The 17,566-nt window shown below is 37.4% G+C and carries 17 protein-coding genes; 7 read left to right on the forward strand and 10 right to left on the reverse strand.

Annotation, left to right across the window (positions count from 1 at the left end):
* Nucleotides 1-5: 5 nt before the first annotated feature.
* From NH288_RS02435 to NH288_RS02450, 4 genes are all read right to left on the reverse strand, one after another.
* Nucleotides 6-638 (reverse strand): hypothetical protein, encoded by a 633-nt coding sequence (locus tag NH288_RS02435; protein WP_265212832.1) that lies wholly within the window; start codon nt 636-638, stop codon nt 6-8.
* An 8-nt stretch (nt 639-646) separates the two neighbouring features.
* Nucleotides 647-1,738 (reverse strand): ABC transporter ATP-binding protein, encoded by a 1,092-nt coding sequence (locus tag NH288_RS02440; protein ID WP_265212834.1) that lies wholly within the window; start codon nt 1,736-1,738, stop codon nt 647-649.
* Nucleotides 1,739-2,003: 265 nt separating this feature from the next.
* A complete protein-coding gene (gene manA, locus NH288_RS02445; protein WP_265212836.1) occupies nt 2,004-2,942 on the reverse strand; it encodes a mannose-6-phosphate isomerase, class I in 939 nt (312 codons plus the stop codon).
* 6 nt (nt 2,943-2,948) lie between these two features.
* A complete protein-coding gene (locus NH288_RS02450; protein ID WP_265212838.1) occupies nt 2,949-3,815 on the reverse strand; it encodes a D-alanyl-D-alanine carboxypeptidase family protein in 867 nt (288 codons plus the stop codon).
* Between the two features lie 146 nt (nt 3,816-3,961).
* Between NH288_RS02450 and NH288_RS02455 the strand changes: the two genes are divergently transcribed.
* On the forward strand, nt 3,962-4,831 hold the full coding sequence (locus NH288_RS02455) for an NAD(P)/FAD-dependent oxidoreductase (protein ID WP_265212840.1): 870 nt from the start codon (nt 3,962-3,964) through the stop codon (nt 4,829-4,831).
* Nucleotides 4,832-4,934: 103 nt separating this feature from the next.
* On the forward strand, nt 4,935-5,741 hold the full coding sequence (locus tag NH288_RS02460) for a helix-turn-helix domain-containing protein (RefSeq protein ID WP_265212842.1): 807 nt from the start codon (nt 4,935-4,937) through the stop codon (nt 5,739-5,741).
* Between the two features lie 83 nt (nt 5,742-5,824).
* Here NH288_RS02460 and NH288_RS02465 read toward each other — a convergent pair whose 3' ends face one another.
* Complete coding sequence (locus NH288_RS02465) at nt 5,825-6,019, reverse strand: FAD-binding protein (protein ID WP_321161876.1); 195 nt, start codon at nt 6,017-6,019, stop codon at nt 5,825-5,827.
* Between the two features lie 368 nt (nt 6,020-6,387).
* Between NH288_RS02465 and NH288_RS02470 the strand changes: the two genes are divergently transcribed.
* Nucleotides 6,388-6,897: a hypothetical protein gene (locus NH288_RS02470; protein ID WP_265212844.1), complete on the forward strand. Its 510-nt coding sequence runs from the start codon at nt 6,388-6,390 to the stop codon at nt 6,895-6,897.
* Between the two features lie 137 nt (nt 6,898-7,034).
* On the opposite strand, the gene NH288_RS02475 is transcribed toward NH288_RS02470, so the two are convergent.
* The 4 genes from NH288_RS02475 to NH288_RS02490 form a co-directional block, all read right to left on the reverse strand.
* Nucleotides 7,035-8,855, reverse strand: coding sequence for a flavocytochrome c (locus tag NH288_RS02475; RefSeq protein ID WP_265212845.1), 1,821 nt, complete (start codon nt 8,853-8,855; stop codon nt 7,035-7,037).
* Between the two features lie 78 nt (nt 8,856-8,933).
* Nucleotides 8,934-9,317 (reverse strand): FMN-binding protein, encoded by a 384-nt coding sequence (locus NH288_RS02480; RefSeq protein ID WP_265212846.1) that lies wholly within the window; start codon nt 9,315-9,317, stop codon nt 8,934-8,936.
* 89 nt (nt 9,318-9,406) lie between these two features.
* On the reverse strand, nt 9,407-10,771 hold the full coding sequence (gene radA, locus NH288_RS02485; protein WP_265212848.1) for a DNA repair protein RadA: 1,365 nt from the start codon (nt 10,769-10,771) through the stop codon (nt 9,407-9,409).
* A complete protein-coding gene (locus tag NH288_RS02490) occupies nt 10,764-12,065 on the reverse strand; it encodes a glutamate-cysteine ligase family protein (RefSeq protein ID WP_265212849.1) in 1,302 nt (433 codons plus the stop codon). Before NH288_RS02490 ends, radA begins: the two co-directional genes overlap by 8 nt.
* Nucleotides 12,066-12,195: 130 nt before the next feature.
* Here NH288_RS02490 and NH288_RS02495 point away from each other — a divergent pair, with 130 nt between their 5' ends.
* Both NH288_RS02495 and NH288_RS02500 read left to right on the forward strand, forming a co-directional pair.
* Nucleotides 12,196-13,677 carry a C69 family dipeptidase gene (locus tag NH288_RS02495; RefSeq protein WP_265212851.1) on the forward strand — a complete coding sequence of 494 codons (1,482 nt, stop codon included), beginning with the start codon at nt 12,196-12,198 and terminating at the stop codon, nt 13,675-13,677.
* A 606-nt stretch (nt 13,678-14,283) separates the two neighbouring features.
* Nucleotides 14,284-15,459, forward strand: a complete 1,176-nt coding sequence (locus tag NH288_RS02500) for an IS110 family transposase (protein WP_265212852.1) — start codon at nt 14,284-14,286, stop codon at nt 15,457-15,459.
* A 67-nt stretch (nt 15,460-15,526) separates the two neighbouring features.
* Here the strand turns inward: NH288_RS02500 and NH288_RS02505 are convergent, their stop codons facing one another.
* Complete coding sequence (locus tag NH288_RS02505; RefSeq protein WP_265212856.1) at nt 15,527-15,649, reverse strand: hypothetical protein; 123 nt, start codon at nt 15,647-15,649, stop codon at nt 15,527-15,529.
* A 586-nt stretch (nt 15,650-16,235) separates the two neighbouring features.
* Between NH288_RS02505 and NH288_RS02510 the strand changes: the two genes are divergently transcribed.
* Nucleotides 16,236-16,418 (forward strand): RNase H family protein, encoded by a 183-nt coding sequence (locus NH288_RS02510; RefSeq protein WP_265212854.1) that lies wholly within the window; start codon nt 16,236-16,238, stop codon nt 16,416-16,418.
* Between the two features lie 64 nt (nt 16,419-16,482).
* On the forward strand, nt 16,483-17,253 hold the full coding sequence (locus NH288_RS02515) for a gamma-glutamyl-gamma-aminobutyrate hydrolase family protein (protein ID WP_265212853.1): 771 nt from the start codon (nt 16,483-16,485) through the stop codon (nt 17,251-17,253).
* The last annotated feature ends 313 nt before the right edge of the window (nt 17,254-17,566 follow it).

The following is a 17,566-nucleotide window of genomic DNA, read 5'->3' on the forward strand; positions in this document are numbered from 1 at the left end:
CTTCCTTATAAGTTTTTAACTTTACTTTGGTTTATGAAATTGCCCATAAAGCCTAAAATTATCACTAGCACATAGGTCCAAAGGGCGTTTTTTATCATTAGCTCTTCGATTAGACCCCATACCAGGCAGATAATTATAGCATATAGGGGATATTTTAAAGTAAGGATGGCAGAATTTTTGATAGTTTCCACAAATCCCAGCTCTTTTCTAAAGGCCCTTTGGAGGATGGTATAGAAAATTATATTTCTAAAGGCTAGGCTTAAAAATATCCTAAGGACAAAAAGGCCTAAGCTTCCATTTTCCAAAATTCTCAAAGAATCACAGGAGTAAAAATATAGACTAAGCAATAGGCAATAAGTCGCATATTTTTTGATGGGCCTAGTAGAAAAAAGTTCTTTAAAATATGGTCTATAAAATGATTTTTGATTTACAAATACATTCCTCGTTCCTATAAAGGCCCTTTCTATAGCAAGGCCTAAAAGTCCTATAAGGGGCACAAATAGGAAAATATAGGAAATGAGGCTTTTATCTATCAAAAGATTTATCAAAATTATAGGCAAGAGTATCAGGCTCGTGTAGGTTAGGGAAAGAATGATAAATATTATTATCTCCCCAAGGGCACCCAGGGATTTTGACAAGGACTCCATCAGATAATTCTCATAGTTGTGTCTTTATCAAAAAGGTGGATCTCATCAAGGTTGATATCAAGATTTATATCATCGTGCTTTTCAATCCCCTTAAACTTACCCTGGACTTTTACCGCTATTTGGCTAGCAGCTTCTTCAGCTTGGGCATAAAGGATTGACTCATCTCCGAGCATTTCAATGTTTTCTATGGTTGCTTTTATTGATTTTCCACTTTTCTCATCTAGATTTACGGCAAAAGATTCTGGCCTTATGCCTATGATTATCTCCTTATTATCATAAGGCTTGATGGCCTCTTTTTGGGCATCATTTACAGGGATTTCTTCCTTGCCGATTGTAATTTTGCCGCCTGCTACCTTTCCATTGAAGAAATTCATTGGAGGGGAACCGATGAAGTTTGCAACAAAGATATTGGCAGGCTTATCATAGATTTCTTCTGGAGTGCCCACTTGTTGCATGTAGCCATCTTTCATTACGACAATCCTTGTAGCCATGGACATGGCCTCGGTTTGGTCGTGGGTTACATAGATTGTGGTTGTATCAAGCTGGTCGTGGATTTTAGAAATTTCTGTCCTCATCTGGACCCTAAGCTTGGCATCAAGGTTTGATAGTGGCTCATCCATTAGGAAAATATTAGCTTCCCTAACTATAGCCCTGCCTAGGGCCACCCTTTGTCTTTGGCCACCTGAAAGGGCCGCAGGCTTTCTGTCTAGATATTCTTTTAGCTCTAACATCTCGGCAGCCTTTTCGACCTTTTTCTTGATCTCAGCCTTATCTACCTTTTGTAGTTTAAGTCCAAAGGCCATATTATCAAAGACGGTCATGTGTGGATAGAGGGCGTAGTTTTGGAAAACCATTGCAATATTTCTATCTTTAGGGCTTACCTCATTCATAAGCTCTCCATCTATGTAAAGACTTCCGCCAGATATTTCTTCAAGGCCTGCTATCATCCTAAGTGTGGTAGACTTGCCACAACCGGATGGGCCTACAAAAACTATAAATTCTTTATCTTCAATATCCAAATTGAAGTCAAATACCGCTTGAACACCATTTGGATAAATCTTATCAATGTGTTCTAATTTTAAATTAGCCATATTTTCTCCTTGTCATCTTATGAAAAGGATTTTCTACTAATGTTATCCCTTTCTTCTAAATATTATTTTATAACATCTGCATAAAAAATGCAAGTAAATCGCATAATAAACACATTTTCATAATTTTTATGCATCGAGTTCTAATTATGAAAGTATTTTCATTTTTATTTTCGGAAAATGTTTTACCTAATTAAAAGGCAAAATAGGCAAAAAAATAGACCAGCTTTGATGGCCTATTTCTAATGGTCTATTAATTTTAAAATTTTTAGTCTACAGGATTTGACTCAACAAGGGTCATCTGGCCCTTAAATTCATAAGATTTAGCTTCATTTGTAATTATAAAGAAATCTCCCCTCTTAAGTGGGTAAGTCTGCCCATCTACAAGGACTTCTCCCTGGCCTTCTACTACAAATTCTAAGAGGTATAGCTTATCTCTTTCTAGCTTGGCAGAAGTCTTTATGGTCATCTCTCTAACCTGGAAATACTCATTTGATGTGAGGATTCGTTGGTCATAACCATCTTTTTCTTCATTTACTATCTTATCTTCATTTTCGATAATTTTTATAGCTTCTTTTGATTCTTCTAGGTGGAGGTCTCTTAAATTTCCCTCATCATCTTTTCTATCATAGTCATAAAGCCTATAGGTGATGTCTGATGCTTGTTGGATTTCTAGGATTAGAGAGCCTTTCTTTATGGCATGGACTGTACCAGACCTTACAAAGAAGAAATCTCCTAGCTTTGTTGGAACTTCCTTTAAAAGTTCATCCCATTTTCTCTCATCGATTAATTTTATGGCTTCTTCCTTACTATCTACATTTAGGCCATAGATAATTGAGGCAGGATCTTCATTTAAAATATACCAGCACTCAGTCTTTCCCTTTGCTCCATGAAGTCTTGCAGCCATCTCATCATCTGGATGGACTTGGATTGAAAGGTCATCTCCTGCATCTATGAGCTTGACTAGAAGTGGGAATTCTTCTTCTTTGGGATTTCCAAAAAGGTCTTTCTTATCTCTATAGATTTCTCTTAAAGTCTTGCCTTTTAATTCTCCATTAGTGATGACTGAACTTTCGCCTGCCATGCCTGATACGCCCCAATATTCTCCTACTTTTCCATCTGATACATCAAGCTTAAAGATATTTTTTAGCTTATCTCCTCCCCAGATTTTCTCACGATAGTCGCCTTTTAAAAATAATACTTTCATTTCTACCTACCTTATATTTTCAAGTATCCTAAGTGTCTCTTGGATATGGGAATCGCCTAGGTTATTTATGTCGCTATAAGGCACTCCCATTACTATTACAATATATTCCTTTCCATCCTTTTCTGCCAGTGTCGCCCAGCAAAGTCCAGCATTATCTGTTGTTCCTGACTTGCCTCCGATTATTTCAAAGCCGTTTTGATGGTAATCTTTGAGGTGTCTAAAGATGGTTGATTCTATATATACCCCATTTGGGTGGTCAGCTGTAGGGGTTGTTTGAAATTCTTTCTTGGTAAAGATTGCCCTGAAATTGCCATCATTTAGGCTATCTTTGATAAGCATGGCACAATCCTTGGCTGACTGGTAATTTTCTGGATCATCCATCCCATCGGCATTGGCGTAGGATGTGTGTTTGAGGCCCAGATTCTTTGCTTCATCATTCATCATCTTTACAAAATCTCCCATGGCCCCTGCCACATTTATGGCAAGGGAATCTGCAGCTTCTCCTGCTGATGCCAACATGGTTGCATAGAGAAGGTCTCTATAGGTGGTGGTTTCACCTCCTACAAAGCCTGCCATCGAGGCATTCATATTGACAGCCCTCTGATAGGCCCCCACATCAATTGGCGCAAGGCCTGCCAGATCATCTATATGCTTTAGGGCAACTCTTACAGTCATTATCTTAGTAAGGGAAGCCATTGGCAGTGTCATGTTCTCATTTTTGGCTAGGACCTCCTTATCATCAGTCAAATTGTAAACATAAACTGCTTTTGATATATACTTGTCATTTTCAATCTTTTTCCTAATCCTAAGGCCTATATATAGCCCTAGGGCCAAGGTTAAAATAATAATTAATAAATTTCTAATCTTTCTCATAAGTCTATTGTACACCTTCTTTTGTTTTTTCTTAATTAAATATTTTGTAAGGATAGCTTAGCTTTCTTTGAAAAATTTATAAAAAAATCTTGAAAGATACTTGCAATTGATTATTTCTATCAGATAGTAATAAAGAGGTGAAAAAAATGAAAGATATAATAATTATTGGAGCAGGCCCTGCCGGTGTAAGCGCTGCCTTATATGCAAAGGCTCGTGGCAAGGACCTACTTTTACTAGAAAAAGATAGGGTAGGTGGCCTTATTAGCCATGTTTCCAAAGTTAGTCATTATGCTAGCCTTGCCGATAATGAATCAGGTGAGGAATTTTCACAAAAACTAAAAGACCAACTCGCCTTTTCTAATATCGATGTAACTTACGAAGAATGTCTATCTATAGAGAAAAAGGACGACTATTTTCTTGTCAAAACAAATGAAAACACCTATGAAGGCAAAAAGCTAATCTATGCTGCAGGATCTCATCTTAAAGAGCTTGATATAGACTACAAGGGCTTTGATGTTAAACATTGGCCTTATGGCAACGAAGAAACCCTTAAAGGCAAAACTGTCATTGTAAATGGTGGATCAGATGGAGCAAGCAAGGAAGCTTTATATATTGCTAAATTTGCCAAGGAAGTTCATATAGTCCAAAACCAAGATGCCCTAATGTGCATTGACGAATTTAAAAAGCAAATCGAGGCCTCAGATAAAATAAAGGTCCACACATCTACAAGCCTTAAAGACCTTGAAATAAGGGATAATAAATGTGTAAAGGCTATCTTAGATGATTGCGAGATATCCGATGAAAATGGCATAGAAATCTATGTACAAATCGGCCAAAATGGCTCTACTGACCTTATAAAAGACCTTGCAGAAGTCAAAAACACCTTCCTTGATGAAGAAATTTCATCTCAAGTCGATGGCCTATATTTTGCAGGCGATGTAAGAATTAAAGATGTAAAACAAATAGCTACAGCAGTAGCTGACGGAACCCTAGCAGGAATTAAAGCAAGCAAATAGATCTTCCCCCTTTCAATCGAAAGGGGTTTTTTTTATCTAAAAATCGGGACATTTTTCTCATTTTTGCTATATATAAGCAGACTTAAATATCAAAGGAGAAGAAATGACCAATACTTATTACACAATATTACCTGCGGATGTTAGGTATGATAAAAGATTATTAGCAAATGAAAAGATTATATATTCAGAAATCCTGGCCCTAGCCCAGAAAAAGGGCTATTGCCATGCCACAAATGCCTATTTTGCTGAAGCCTTATCCACATCTGTCACCTCAGTTTCAAAATGGATCAATAAGCTAATCAAGCTTTCTTATATAAGAGCCGAATACAAATACAGAGAAAATACTAAGTGCATCGAGGAAAGAAGGCTTTTTGTAAATGATTTAGGAAATGAAGAGCCTACAAGCAATCTTAAAGAGGATATGAAAGAAGATTTAAAGGGCCCTCTTGAAGAAAACTTAGGGGAGGGTCTTGAAGGAGACTTTAAGGATAATAAGACAAGTATTAATAATACAAGTATGAATAAGACTAAGACACCCCTAGATATTTGGAATGGTCTGGGTGGAAAAATTGCTAAGATAAGTGACTCTAGCAAATATCAAGCAAGACTTGACTTTCTAATAAAAACTTATGGAGAAGAAGACCTTATTTCCACAATCAAGTCCATAGACAAAAGCAAATTCCTAAAGGGCGAAGTGGGCGATTTTGTTATTAGCTTTACTTATTTTTTGAATAATTATGAGAAAATCAGGTCAGGTGCCTATGACGATTGGGCTAAGGGAAAGACTCGCAAAAAGCTAGGAAAATTTTCTAAATTACAAGCAGAAGACCCCTTCCTAGCCCAGCTAGCCAGAGCCAGGAGGCTAGCTAGGATGAAGTCTACGGGAAATCTCGCACCTTCTGCCTTTTAGAATTTATTAAAATTAAATATTTCTGACTGATGGCTTTGAGAACTTCCCATAGGAAAAGAGCCCCTAAGGACTCTTTAAAGCTTTTACTTGCCTATATATTCTTCGGCGTTTTTAGCTGCATTTCTACCAAATACAACTATATCTGTTACTGCATTGCCGCCTAGTCTGTTAGCTCCGTGGATGCCTCCTGTGACTTCGCCTGCTGCATATAGGCCTGGGATTGGGTTTCCGTCTTTATCTAGGACTTCAGAGTTTGTATTAACCTCTACCCCGCCCATGGTGTGGTGGAGACTTGTACTGCATAGTAAAAACCTTTGGACAAATCACTTGTTACTGTATCCATAACTTCACTTCCAAAGTCTGTGTCTTGGGATTTCTCCATCTTTATTGAAAATCTCATCATGTTCTATACTAACAATTTGTTTATCTATTGACAATCAATTATCATGAATGTATGCTTTAACCAGATTAAAGAAATTTTATTTAAATACATGAATTATTTATATATGTTATTTTTATGTTATAAATGACAGCAGAAGTAAGTATAATGGTAAAATTTACTACAGTGGTATAGGTGGCCGATATTAGAAAACTTCAAGATTGGCTAATATGGCAATAGAATCCGTATTCGGAGGAAAGTACATAAATGATTATGCATACACATTCAAATAAAAAGACAATTTTATATTTCATTATAATCCTACTTATATTTTTATTCAACTTAAATGGAAATAAAATATATACTATAAAATATGATGATTTAGAATCAAAAAACTCCCAAATACTAAAATCAGAAAATATTAACAACTATATTTTAGACGATAAAAAAGAATCTAACTACAGTGTCGTATATGCTTATAGATTAAATGATAATAAAGAATATGTATTTATTTATAGTAAATCATTAATATTTAATTTGTATCAATTAGATGATAAATTTATTTCTAACGAAGATGAAATAAATACCTTGGCAAGCAACTTTAAATATCACAATCTATTAAAGATTGATAGGTATAAAGATAAAGCCATCATATCTATGACTCCAATGAAAAATAAAGATATTATTTCAAATATTATTTATGCACTACTATTACTAGTTTTGATTATTTTCATAAGCTACCAAATACAGATAAAGCAAACTAAGCGAAAATCCTAACACGAAACATAAAAAAATGTATCAACCCTTACCTTTTATGAGAGTTTAGGTTGATACACAAAATTATTTACAGACCCGCCCAATTTATTAGTGGGTTTGTCGACGATCTGAGAGCCCCCAGAAGGGCTCTCTTATATTTATTTTGTAAGGTAGTCTTCAGCGTTTTTAGCTGCATTTCTACCAAATACAACTATATCTGTTACTGCATTGCCGCCTAGTCTGTTAGCTCCGTGGATGCCTCCTGTGACTTCACCTGCTGCATATAGGCCTGGGATTGGGTTTCCGTCTTTGTCTAGGACTTCAGAGTTTGTGTTTACTTCTACCCCGCCCATGGTGTGGTGAATGCCTGGTGAGATTTGAACTGCATAGTAAGGAGCAACTGATAGGTCGCTTCTTGTTTGATCCATGCCCTCTCTACCAAAATCTGGGTCTTGGTTGTTTTTAACGATTTGCTTCCAGCCTTCGATTGTCTCTTTGATTGTGGCTTCATCTACCCCAATTAAGTCAGCTAGGGCCTTGTAATCATCACATTTTGTGAGAAGTCCCTTTTCGAAATATTTGGCAATTGTTGATGATTGGTCCATCATTGATTGGTCTACAATTAACCAAGCTGATGGGTCTTTTTGAGATAGGATTTCTTTTGAAACGAAATCTCTTGTTTCAAGCTCGTTTACAAATCTCTTACCATCTTGGTTTACTAGGATTGCTCCCTCTCCCCTTAGGCCTTCTGAGATTAAGGAGCCGTCCTTTTGGACTACTGTTGGGTGGATTTGAATTTCCTTCATGTCTATGAAATTAGCCCCAACTTCTTCTAAAAATCCTATGGCATCACCTTGGATTGACTTAGCATTTGTTGATACATAGCCCTTTAGGTCTGGGTTATATTTTTCAACTAATTCTTTGTTTGCACCAAAACCACCTGTTGCCACAATTACTGCCTTGGCATTGACCTTTAGCTTTTCTCCATCTGGATAGGTTGCTTCAACTCCAGCTGCCTTGCCATCTTCCATGATGATTTTATCTACCTTGGCATCATAAACTATTTCTATGCCAAGCTCTTTGGCCTTTGCTGTAAGTTTACTTACTAGGTAAGAACCTACTGGGATTGACTTACCCTCGTCATTGATTGGAGCGTGGGTTCTCATCTTGCTTTGGCCTCCGGCTAATTTTAGTTGTTTAAGCGGAGCACCTTGCTCTTCTAGCCAATCAACAGCTGCAGCTGATTCGCCTGCAAGCTTTTCTACTAGTTCTTTTTTGTTTTTCTCATGGCCGCCCTTCATGGTATCTTCGATGAAGGTTGCTACTGTGTCATCGATTCCTTCTTTTTTTTGAAGTTTGGTTTCTGCAGCATTCATACCAGCTGATGCATAAGATGAGTTACCACCTGTGATACCTGCCTTTTCGATGATTGTGACATTCTTACCATCTTCTGCCATTTGGATAGCTGCAGAAAGGCCTGCTCCACCTGCACCTACAACTACTGTATCTGTTGTAATTTCAGCATCGCGTCCATTTTCATCTTCCTTAGCTGCTAGGTCTTCTGCTTTAATACCAGCTTCTTCTAGAGCTGAGTTTACTGCTGAAAGGAAGGCTGCTGATGAAATGGTCGCACCAGAAATATTGTCTAGGTCTGTTGTATTTTTGGCAATGACTTCTTCCTTGATTCTTTCAAGTCCTGCCCCACCTACTGAGGATGTTTCCTTATGATCTGCTTCGATGGCTGTGATTACGCCCTTATCAAGGCTTACCTTTACCTTAATCTCGCCACCGTAACCTTTAGCGCTTCCCTCATATGTACCGCTTATACCAGATAGGTCTTTAGCTTCTTTTGCTGCTTCTTCTGTCTTTGTTTCTGGTTTAGCTTCTTCTTTGCTAGCCTCATTTGCCGCCTGATTGCCACATGCTGCAAGGCTTATAGCCATGGCTAGGGCTAGGCTTATGGATTTAAATTTGTTCATATTACCCCTTTCCTATGATTTATAGATGATATTTTCTAAAATAAAGGGCTATCTATAAGATAGCCTCTTTAGTTTTTCCTATTTTGCGTTTTTGATAGCTTCACTTAGGGCAGATTTGAAGGCTTCACTTGTTACTGTTGCGCCTGATTCGTTGTCGATTTCTGCACTGTTAGCAGCTTTTGCAGCTTCTACTAATTTTGGAAGAGCGTCTTTACCGATACCTTCTGTTTCAGAATCTTCATCGATTGTGATGTCTTTGATTGTGTCACCTTCCATTTTTACAGTAAGTTTGATGTCTCCACCGTAACCAGCTGCTGTTGCAGATCCAGTTTTTTCAGCTGATTCTGTGCTTTCTGCTGGTGCAGCTGCATCTTTGTTAGCGTCATCTGCCTTGTCAGCTGAATTGCCACAAGCGGCTAAAACTAGAGCAAGTGCTCCAACTAAAAATATATTCTTTTTCATATTATTCTCCTTTTATCTTCTGTTCTATCCAAGTATACCATCTTTATACAAAATTATCAAGAAAAAAACCTTGTCATCGTTGATTTTGCTTATCTGAATACTTCTTTAATGACTTCTTTGATGTTGGCAAGCTCTCTTACCTTTATTTCCTTAAAGTCTTTAGCATCTAGGGAGTTTTTGGCTAAATATACCTCTTTGTAGCCAAGCCTTTCTAGCTCTTTTACCCTATTTTTGACCTGAGGGACCTTTTTAAGCTCGCCAGTAAGACCCACTTCTGCTATGAAGACTGTCTTATCTGAAATTGGCTTTTTGAGATAAGAAGAAGCTATGGACATGATTATAGCAAGGTTTACAGATGGCTCTGATAATTTTAGGCCTCCTGTAGTCTTTATTATGACATTGTAGTCAAAAAGATTTAGGCCCGCACGCTCCTGAAGGATTGAAATTAAGGTGTTTAGGTCATCACGCCTTAGACTGTCACCGATTCTTTGGGGATAGGGCATGAAGGACTTGGAAACTAGGGATTCTATCTCTACTTCCAGTAGCCTTGACCCTTCCTTGGTGACAGATATGGCTGAGCCTTCGGCTTCTACTTCCCTTTGAGTTATAAAATACTCGCTTGGATTTGATATTTCCACAAGGCCTTCTTCATCCATTGAAAATAGACCAATCTCGCCTGTCCTACCAAACCTGTTCTTGCTTGATGTTAAAACCCTCAGGTCTTCATCAGGACTTCCATCTAGGATTAGGACTGTATCCACCAAGTGTTCTAGAGTACGAAGGCCTGCCATCTCACCAGTCTTTGTCATGTGGCCTACCATGATGAAGGCCCTTTTCTTGTCTGGGTTTTTTGCTAAATTTACAGCAGCTCCAGCCACCTCGATTGTCTGGGTAGGTGAGCCCTGCTTGTTGTCAAATTCCTGGAGGCTAAAGGTCTGGATGGAGTCAAGGATTATGATATCGGCGTCGATTTTCTTAATCTCCTTGATGGCTAAATCCATGGAATTAGTAGAAAGAATCCATAGCTTTTCTGGCTCCGAATCCATTATCCTCTGGGCCCTTGATTTTATCTGGCTTTCGCTTTCCTCTCCTGACACATAAAGGACTTTGAGACCACTTTTTGCATAAGAATTGGATAATTGAAGGAGGAGGGTCGATTTGCCTGCTCCAGGTCTTGCTGTAAGGATTGAAACAGAGTCCCTGACTAGACCTCCGCCTACCGCCCTATCAAATTCTTCATAGGCTGAGTGAATCCTTTCTGATTCGTTGATTTCAATATCTTTTAGCTTTTTAGCATCCTTGTCATCTAGGATTTGAGCAGACTTTCCCTTAGTCTCCTTGACTGTGACTTCAATTAAGCTGCCCCATTTTTTGCAAGATGGGCATTGGCCAGCCCAAACATTTTGGGTGTGGCCACAGTTTTTGCATTCGTAAGCCTTTTTGACCTTAGCCATCTAATCCCTCTACAAATTTATTGACTGAAAATTCATAAACGGCTCTTTTTGGGTCTTCCTTGTAGATTTTGGCAAAGATATCCCTTGGGACGATGCCAAAGTCTAGGAGGGCCTCAAGCTCATCTAAAAACCTATTTTCAAACTCACTAAGGACTGGTCTCACTAGGTCAATGATATCTAGGACGTGTTGGTAGAGCTCTACATTTTCATAAAGGGCGAAAATCCCCATCCTAGCTGCGTTGTTTTTAAGCTTAGTAGCCATGTCATAGTCCATTTCATTAAAGATGTCATAGACCTTATCAAAAATTTCCTCATTGAAGAAGACTCCCTTAATTAGGGCAAGGCCTGCCATATTATAAGGGAAAGGCACCTCATCTGCCATCCTTATTTCTATATATTTCTTGGCCCTAACATCTGGAAATACGATGGAAAGGGCGTGGTCAACGAGTGCGTCGGCATTGTCTTCTGTCATTAGATCTTCAAGGTTTTTTCTACCAACATACTCATCTTCCCCATCCTTATTTATAAAAATCATTGGAGTTTCAAGGATTCTTTCGGCATAAGTTTTATATGTTAGGTCAGAATCAAAGGAAAAATCGTAAAGACCAGTCCTCATCCTGTCTGTATTATCCCAAATTGTCTGTCTGAGGTTTCTTTCGTAATAGATTTCTCCCTCAAAAATATAAGAATTGTCAAATACTGAATAAATAAATGGCGAAAGGGCTGAGGCTAGGAAATATTTCCTCCTAAAGTCCTCCTCATCCTTATAATCTACAGCAAACTGCATGGAGGCTGTCCCCTTCATCATATTGTGGGCCATATCGCCCCCAAAGTCAGCAAAATATTTATACATAAAATCGTAGCGAGCCTTTGGAATGACCTTGATATCATCAATCTTAGTCTTTGGGTGGTAGCCAAGGGTTACAAGTAATTGACCTCTTTTTTCAAAAACTGGAACAATCTTTCTCATATTTTCCTCATAGAGCCTATAAAGTTCTTCTACAGAGGCCTTGGCAGATATGGCAAGCTCAAATTGACCGGCAGGTTCGATAGAAACATCCACCCCATGGCCCCTTAGGGCAAGGCCAGAATCATCAAGGGCCTCATAGCCAAGATTTTTTAAGTCTTTTAGGCTAGCCCCCACGCCATTTTCCCCATAATAGGAAATAGACTCCAAAGTGTCCTTATCCACAACAAAATGTTCAACTTCAAAACCCAACCTAAAATCAGCAGGGTCCTTTTCCCCACTTCTTAGGTAAGCAACAATTTTTTCTAATTTTTCTTCTCTATTCATAATTACCTCAAATCTATAATCATATTATACGTTTATTAAAATTTAATACATTTATAAATTTATTTAAAAGAAAATTTTATAGAAATAAAATTTGACGTATATTAATCCTATAATAAATTAGGAGGAAAAAATGTCTTGTACAACAATATTAGTAGGTAAAAATGCCTCATACGACGGATCAACCTTGGTTGCTAGAAATGAAGATTCAGGCAGCGGCCAGTATTGTCCTAAAAAATTCATAAAAGTTGACAAGAAAGACCAGCCAACTTTATATAAATCAGTCCTATCCCATGTAGAGATAAAATTGCCAGACAATCCAATGTCCTACACAGCCATGCCAAATGCAGTAGATGATGAAGGAATCTGGGCAGCTTGCGGAGTCAATGAGAAAAACGTCTCAATGACAGCCACAGAAACCTTAACCACCAACGAAAGAGTCCTAGGAGCTGACCCACTTGTAGTCTACAAAAAAGCAGAAGATGGTAAAGCAGAAGAAATTGGAGGAATCGGTGAAGAAGATATAGTCACCATCACCCTTCCATATATAAATTCAGCTCGTGAAGGAGTCCTAAGACTAGGTAGCCTTCTTGAAGAATACGGAACATACGAAATGAACGGTATAGCCTTCCAAGATGAAAGCGAAATTTGGTGGCTAGAAACAATCGGCGGCCACCACTGGATAGCCAAAAAAGTCCCAGATGATTCCTATGTAATCATGCCAAACCAACTAGGCATCGACTCATTCGACCTAGAAGACGCTTATGGAGAAGGAGTTAACCACCTCTGCTCCAAAGATTTAAAAGACTTTATAAAAGATAATTTCCTAGACCTATCCCTAGATGGAAATCTTAATCCAAGAGATTCCTTCGGTAGCCATTCAGACGCAGATCACGTCTACAACACACCAAGGGCCTGGATCCTTCAAAGATTTTTTAACCCAAGGTCAAATATTTGGGATGGGGAAAATGCAGACATAAGACCAGATGACAATGACATCCCATGGTCAAGGGTTCCAGAAAGAAAAATTACCCCAGAAGATATAAAATACGCCCTCTCCCACCACTACCAAGGCACAAAATACGACCCATATGGCAAGTACGCCGACAAAAAGGGAGCCTTCAGGCCAATAGGCATCAACAGAAACAACTTCCTAGGCCTAGTCCAAATAAGGCCATACATGCCAGAAGGCATAAAAGCTCTAGAATGGCTAGCCCTAGGATCAAATGTCTACAACGCCATGGTCCCATTTTATCCAAATGTAGATGACACTCCAGCCTATCTAAGAGATACCACAGGGGATGTGACAACAGAAGACTTCTACTGGACCAACCGCCTAATAGCAGCCCTAGCCGACCCACACTACGCAGACACTGCAAATCTAATCGAACGCTACCAAGAAGAAATGGGAGCCATGGGCTGGGAAATAGTCCACAAATACGACAAAAAAGTAAAAGAAGCAAAGCTAGAAGGAAAGGACCTAAGAAGCGAACTAGAAAAGGCCAACCAAGAAATAGCAGATAGACTTAAAAAAGCAAGCCTAAAACTTTTAGACAAGGTCTTATATGAAGCAAGTAATAAAATGAAAAATTCCTTTGCTAGAAGCGATGCTTAGTAACATATTTTCAATAAGATTGTTAGAGGGAGAGCCCGGGACTCTCCCCTTTCCTTTATAAAATGTTTTTTTAGGGGGCTTCCCCCTAAAAATTCCCTTTTTATTATCCAAGATAATAATATTTTTATTTATTATTCAAGATAATGTTATTAAAAAGTTGTTCTCTTCGTAACTTAATCTCATTATGAATTATTGTCATCAAGCTGATGACTTCGCCTAAAGGAACTTTTTTTCTAATGATACAATATTATATGGTATTTTTTCTTCGTAACTTAACCATCAATAACTAATTTCTATTTACTATTGAATCTTCGTCTAAAGGAGGGGCGAAGGGGGCGGCAAATGCCCCCTCGTATAATATAGGTGTAGTAAAAATACTACATTTTTTTCATATCTCACCTTCTTTGTGAGATAATAAAAGTATAGATAGAGGTCGTCGTATGCCCCCTTGAAGCCAAGTCTTCCACGGTGAGAGTGGCGCCTCTACTTTACGTCCTTATACGAATGAGCTGGATAGCACTTAATTGCTGGATTTCTAACGAGGTTGTATTGTCGTAAAGATCAGAGGATCTGACTCTATCTAAATTCAAATAATGAGGTAGCTGCATGTATTACGTAGGTATAGATATTGCAAAAAACAATCATCAAAGTTCAATCATCGACACAAATGGGGAAATGGTATGTGAATCACTATCACTCTCAAATACAATAAAAGGATTTGAAAAGCTGATAAAATACCTAGAATCATATGAAGTAACCCCAGAAAATTGCATCATAGGCATGGAAGCAACAGGACATTATTGGTTAAGCATATACTCCTACTTATTAGAACTAGGCTATCAATGCGTAGTCATAAACCCAATACAATCAGAAGCTTTCAGACGCATGGAAATCAGAAGAAGCAAAACAGACATAATTGATTCAAAATGCATAGCTGAAGTAATGAGATTTGGAAAATACTCATCATCAAACATATCAGATGAAGCAACCTATGGCCTAAGAAATCTATCAAGATATAGATACAGCCTAGTAGATGAATGCTCAGACTGGAAAAGAAGGTTAATATCTATACTAGACCAAGTATTTCCTGAATATTCAAAGCTATTTTCAGATGTATATGGAGTATCTTCAAAGAATATCCTATCTAAATATCCACTTCCAGAAGATATGCTAAAAGTATCAGCAACAGAACTAGGAAAGCTTCTAAGCAAATGCAGCAATGGATACTTTGGAAAAGATAAGGCTGAGGAAATCCAACAAGCCGCCCTAAGCTCCGTAGGTATTAAATTTTCCCAAAAAACATTCTCATTTGAAATCAAACAAATCATCGAAAAAATCAACTTCCTAGAAAATCAAATCAGTGAAATTGAAAAAGAGATGTCATCAATGCTACAAGAACAATGCCCAATAATCACAAGCATAACAGGCATAGGAGATACCCTAGGTGCGGTAATCTACTCAGAAATTGGTGACATCAAAAGATTTGAAAGGCCAAATCAACTAGTGGCCTATTCTGGTATTGATTCTACAGTAAATCAATCAGGAGAATACAAGGGCAATCAAAACAAGATGTCAAAACGAGGTTCTCCTTATCTTAGACGTGCTATTTGGCTTGCTGCTAATGTTGCAGCCTTTAAAGATCCTGCCTTATCCTTGTATTATCAAAAACTCAGACAAAGAGGAAAGGCCCATGGTACAGCTATTGGTGCAGTTGCTAGAAAACTTACCAACATAATTTTTGCTGTTTTGAGAGATAACAAAGCTTACATACCTAATATTTAGTTATTGTGTAATTCTTATTTAATTTTTCTAAGCGTAATTTTTAGGCTTATTTGACGTGCCTTAAATTTTAAGAGTAATTATTTTTTATTTTCTCTTGACATTTGATAGCTGGTCTTAATCTTTTTATCCTTTTGTCTGTGAAAAATTCTTCTTTTAATTTTATCCAATAATATCTTTTGTTTGTTGCCATATCTGCTCATTTCTTGATTTTCGATAATCGAAATTCTTGATTTCCGATTTTCGGAATTCTGGACTTCTGCTTTTCGGAAGTCTTGTTATTGTAGGTATTTAAGGGTGTAGCTTTTCGTTACTCCCTTAGATTTCCCTGGTTATATCAATTTTTTGTTTAGATTGATTTAATTCTGGTATATACTTAATAAACCACATTGAACATAAAGAAAAGAGAGTTAGACATGAAAAATGCTTTTAAAGAAACGTTAGTTGTTATGGGAGGAATTTTCATAATAACTTTGATTTTAAATTTGTTTTTAAATAACATTAATTTTTACAATACAAATGCAACTATAGCTTACTTTGCTTTTGGAATTGTTTATTGCTGTGTGAAACATTTCACTAAATCTAAACAATAATAATTTGAAGATAATAAGATGTTGTCTTAATCAAGGACGGCGAAGAGGAATATTTCAAAAAAGCCTACACCGATTCCTACTACACCCACGGGAATGTAGCCGGAGAAGTAAAGGCGAGTGAGCTTGCAATTGACCTTGCCATAGAAAAACTTACAAAAAATTATTATCCACTACGACTATCAAGACATCCAAGCCTGGGCCGAAGGCGATTGGAAGGCCAACAACGACCTTACCCAATCCTACAAGGCCTTTATAGGTGACAGAAAAAAACACATAGAAATCGCCTTTGTCAAAGTAAAAGGCCACTCAAACGACAAATACAACGACCTAGCCGACAGGCTAGCCAAGGATGCTTGTGGTATAAAATAGCTTACAAAGATTGTAGGGAAACTTTTAGCCTTTCTTGTTATACTTATAATAAGGAGGGCTTTTTATGAGGAAATTTTTTCGATTCATTAGAAATCTTATCTTGCTTGGGATTTTAATTTTTGGTATTTTTATTTTTATAAAATCTAATAAGAAAAAAGTTTTGTTAATTGGTTCAAGTCAAATGATTGGGTCTAGCTACTATGAAGTTGCGAGTTCTTATAATTATGAGATCCATATATTAACCGGGGTTCAGACAAATGAAGATACATCTAGAGATATTATAAAAAGTGTGGATGGGGTCATATTTGCAGGCGGAGATGACTTTGATCCCTCCCTTTACGGCTCGAATGCCTATGACCTTGTGGAAACCTATTCGACTGATCAAGATAGGTCGGACTTAGAACTTTTAGGCCTTGCTATTGAAGAAAGAAAGCCTATTTTAGGGATTTGTAGGGGCATGCAACTTATAAATATCTATTACGGAGGAAGCCTCTACGAAGACTTACCAAGCCAATTTGGGACTAGTATTTCTCACAGAGATGGGTCTGATGGTTTTGCCTATCATAGGATAAATTTTAATGAAAGCTCTAGGCTCTATCATAAATTGGGCGAGGAAAAATCTAGAGAGGTCAATTCCATGCACCACGAGGGAATAAGAACTTTGGCAAAGGGACTTCTTCCAACAGCCACAAGTGATGATGGTCTAGTTGAAGCTATAGAAAATCCCTACTACGATTCTTATATGATGGGAGTTCAGTGGCACCCAGAATATAGCTGGGGCAAATTTGATGAATTAACAAAAATAATTTTTGATGATTTTAGCAAGGCCTTATAGTAAGTATATTTTTCTATGAGAGTTTTAGGATATTATTGATAATTCAAATCTATAAGCAAAGGGTGATTTTGCAGAATAGGTAAATCTATTCTGCAAAATCGCTTTTTTTCTTATATATCTGTATCAAGCAATTAATTTTTACAGAAGTTTTTAAGTTGAGAATAAATTTTTCCACATTTTCCTTAAAAATAGGCTCACTTAATAAAGCTTATGAAATTAATATTTTTTTCTTAAGCAGCTTTGTATTTTATGATTTCTAAGTTCTTATTTTCTATTTTGGTTGCCAGTTTATTTAAGTTTAGTGCTATTGATA

It is taken from the genome of Anaerococcus sp. NML200537 (assembly GCF_026131715.1).
In the GTDB taxonomy this organism is placed as follows: Bacteria; Bacillota; Clostridia; order Tissierellales; family Peptoniphilaceae; genus Anaerococcus; species Anaerococcus kampingae.

Excerpts from the sequence above, each read along its gene's own strand:
- NH288_RS02440 (WP_265212834.1), bottom strand. The coding sequence starts at position 1,738 with ATGGCTAATTTAAAATTAGAACACATTGATAAGATTTATCCAAATGGT.
- manA (WP_265212836.1), bottom strand. The coding sequence starts at position 2,942 with ATGAAAGTATTATTTTTAAAAGGCGACTATCGTGAGAAAATCTGGGGA.
- NH288_RS02450 (WP_265212838.1), bottom strand. The coding sequence starts at position 3,815 with ATGAGAAAGATTAGAAATTTATTAATTATTATTTTAACCTTGGCCCTA.
- NH288_RS02455 (WP_265212840.1), top strand. The coding sequence starts at position 3,962 with ATGAAAGATATAATAATTATTGGAGCAGGCCCTGCCGGTGTAAGCGCT.
- NH288_RS02460 (WP_265212842.1), top strand. The coding sequence starts at position 4,935 with ATGACCAATACTTATTACACAATATTACCTGCGGATGTTAGGTATGAT.
- NH288_RS02465 (WP_321161876.1), bottom strand. The coding sequence starts at position 6,019 with ATGGGCGGGGTAGAGGTTAATACAAACTCTGAAGTCCTAGATAAAGAC.
- NH288_RS02470 (WP_265212844.1), top strand. The coding sequence starts at position 6,388 with ATGATTATGCATACACATTCAAATAAAAAGACAATTTTATATTTCATT.
- NH288_RS02475 (WP_265212845.1), bottom strand. The coding sequence starts at position 8,855 with ATGAACAAATTTAAATCCATAAGCCTAGCCCTAGCCATGGCTATAAGC.
- NH288_RS02480 (WP_265212846.1), bottom strand. The coding sequence starts at position 9,317 with ATGAAAAAGAATATATTTTTAGTTGGAGCACTTGCTCTAGTTTTAGCC.
- radA (WP_265212848.1), bottom strand. The coding sequence starts at position 10,771 with ATGGCTAAGGTCAAAAAGGCTTACGAATGCAAAAACTGTGGCCACACC.
- NH288_RS02490 (WP_265212849.1), bottom strand. The coding sequence starts at position 12,065 with ATGAATAGAGAAGAAAAATTAGAAAAAATTGTTGCTTACCTAAGAAGT.
- NH288_RS02495 (WP_265212851.1), top strand. The coding sequence starts at position 12,196 with ATGTCTTGTACAACAATATTAGTAGGTAAAAATGCCTCATACGACGGA.
- NH288_RS02500 (WP_265212852.1), top strand. The coding sequence starts at position 14,284 with ATGTATTACGTAGGTATAGATATTGCAAAAAACAATCATCAAAGTTCA.
- NH288_RS02505 (WP_265212856.1), bottom strand. The coding sequence starts at position 15,649 with ATGGCAACAAACAAAAGATATTATTGGATAAAATTAAAAGAAGAATTT.
- NH288_RS02515 (WP_265212853.1), top strand. The coding sequence starts at position 16,483 with ATGAGGAAATTTTTTCGATTCATTAGAAATCTTATCTTGCTTGGGATT.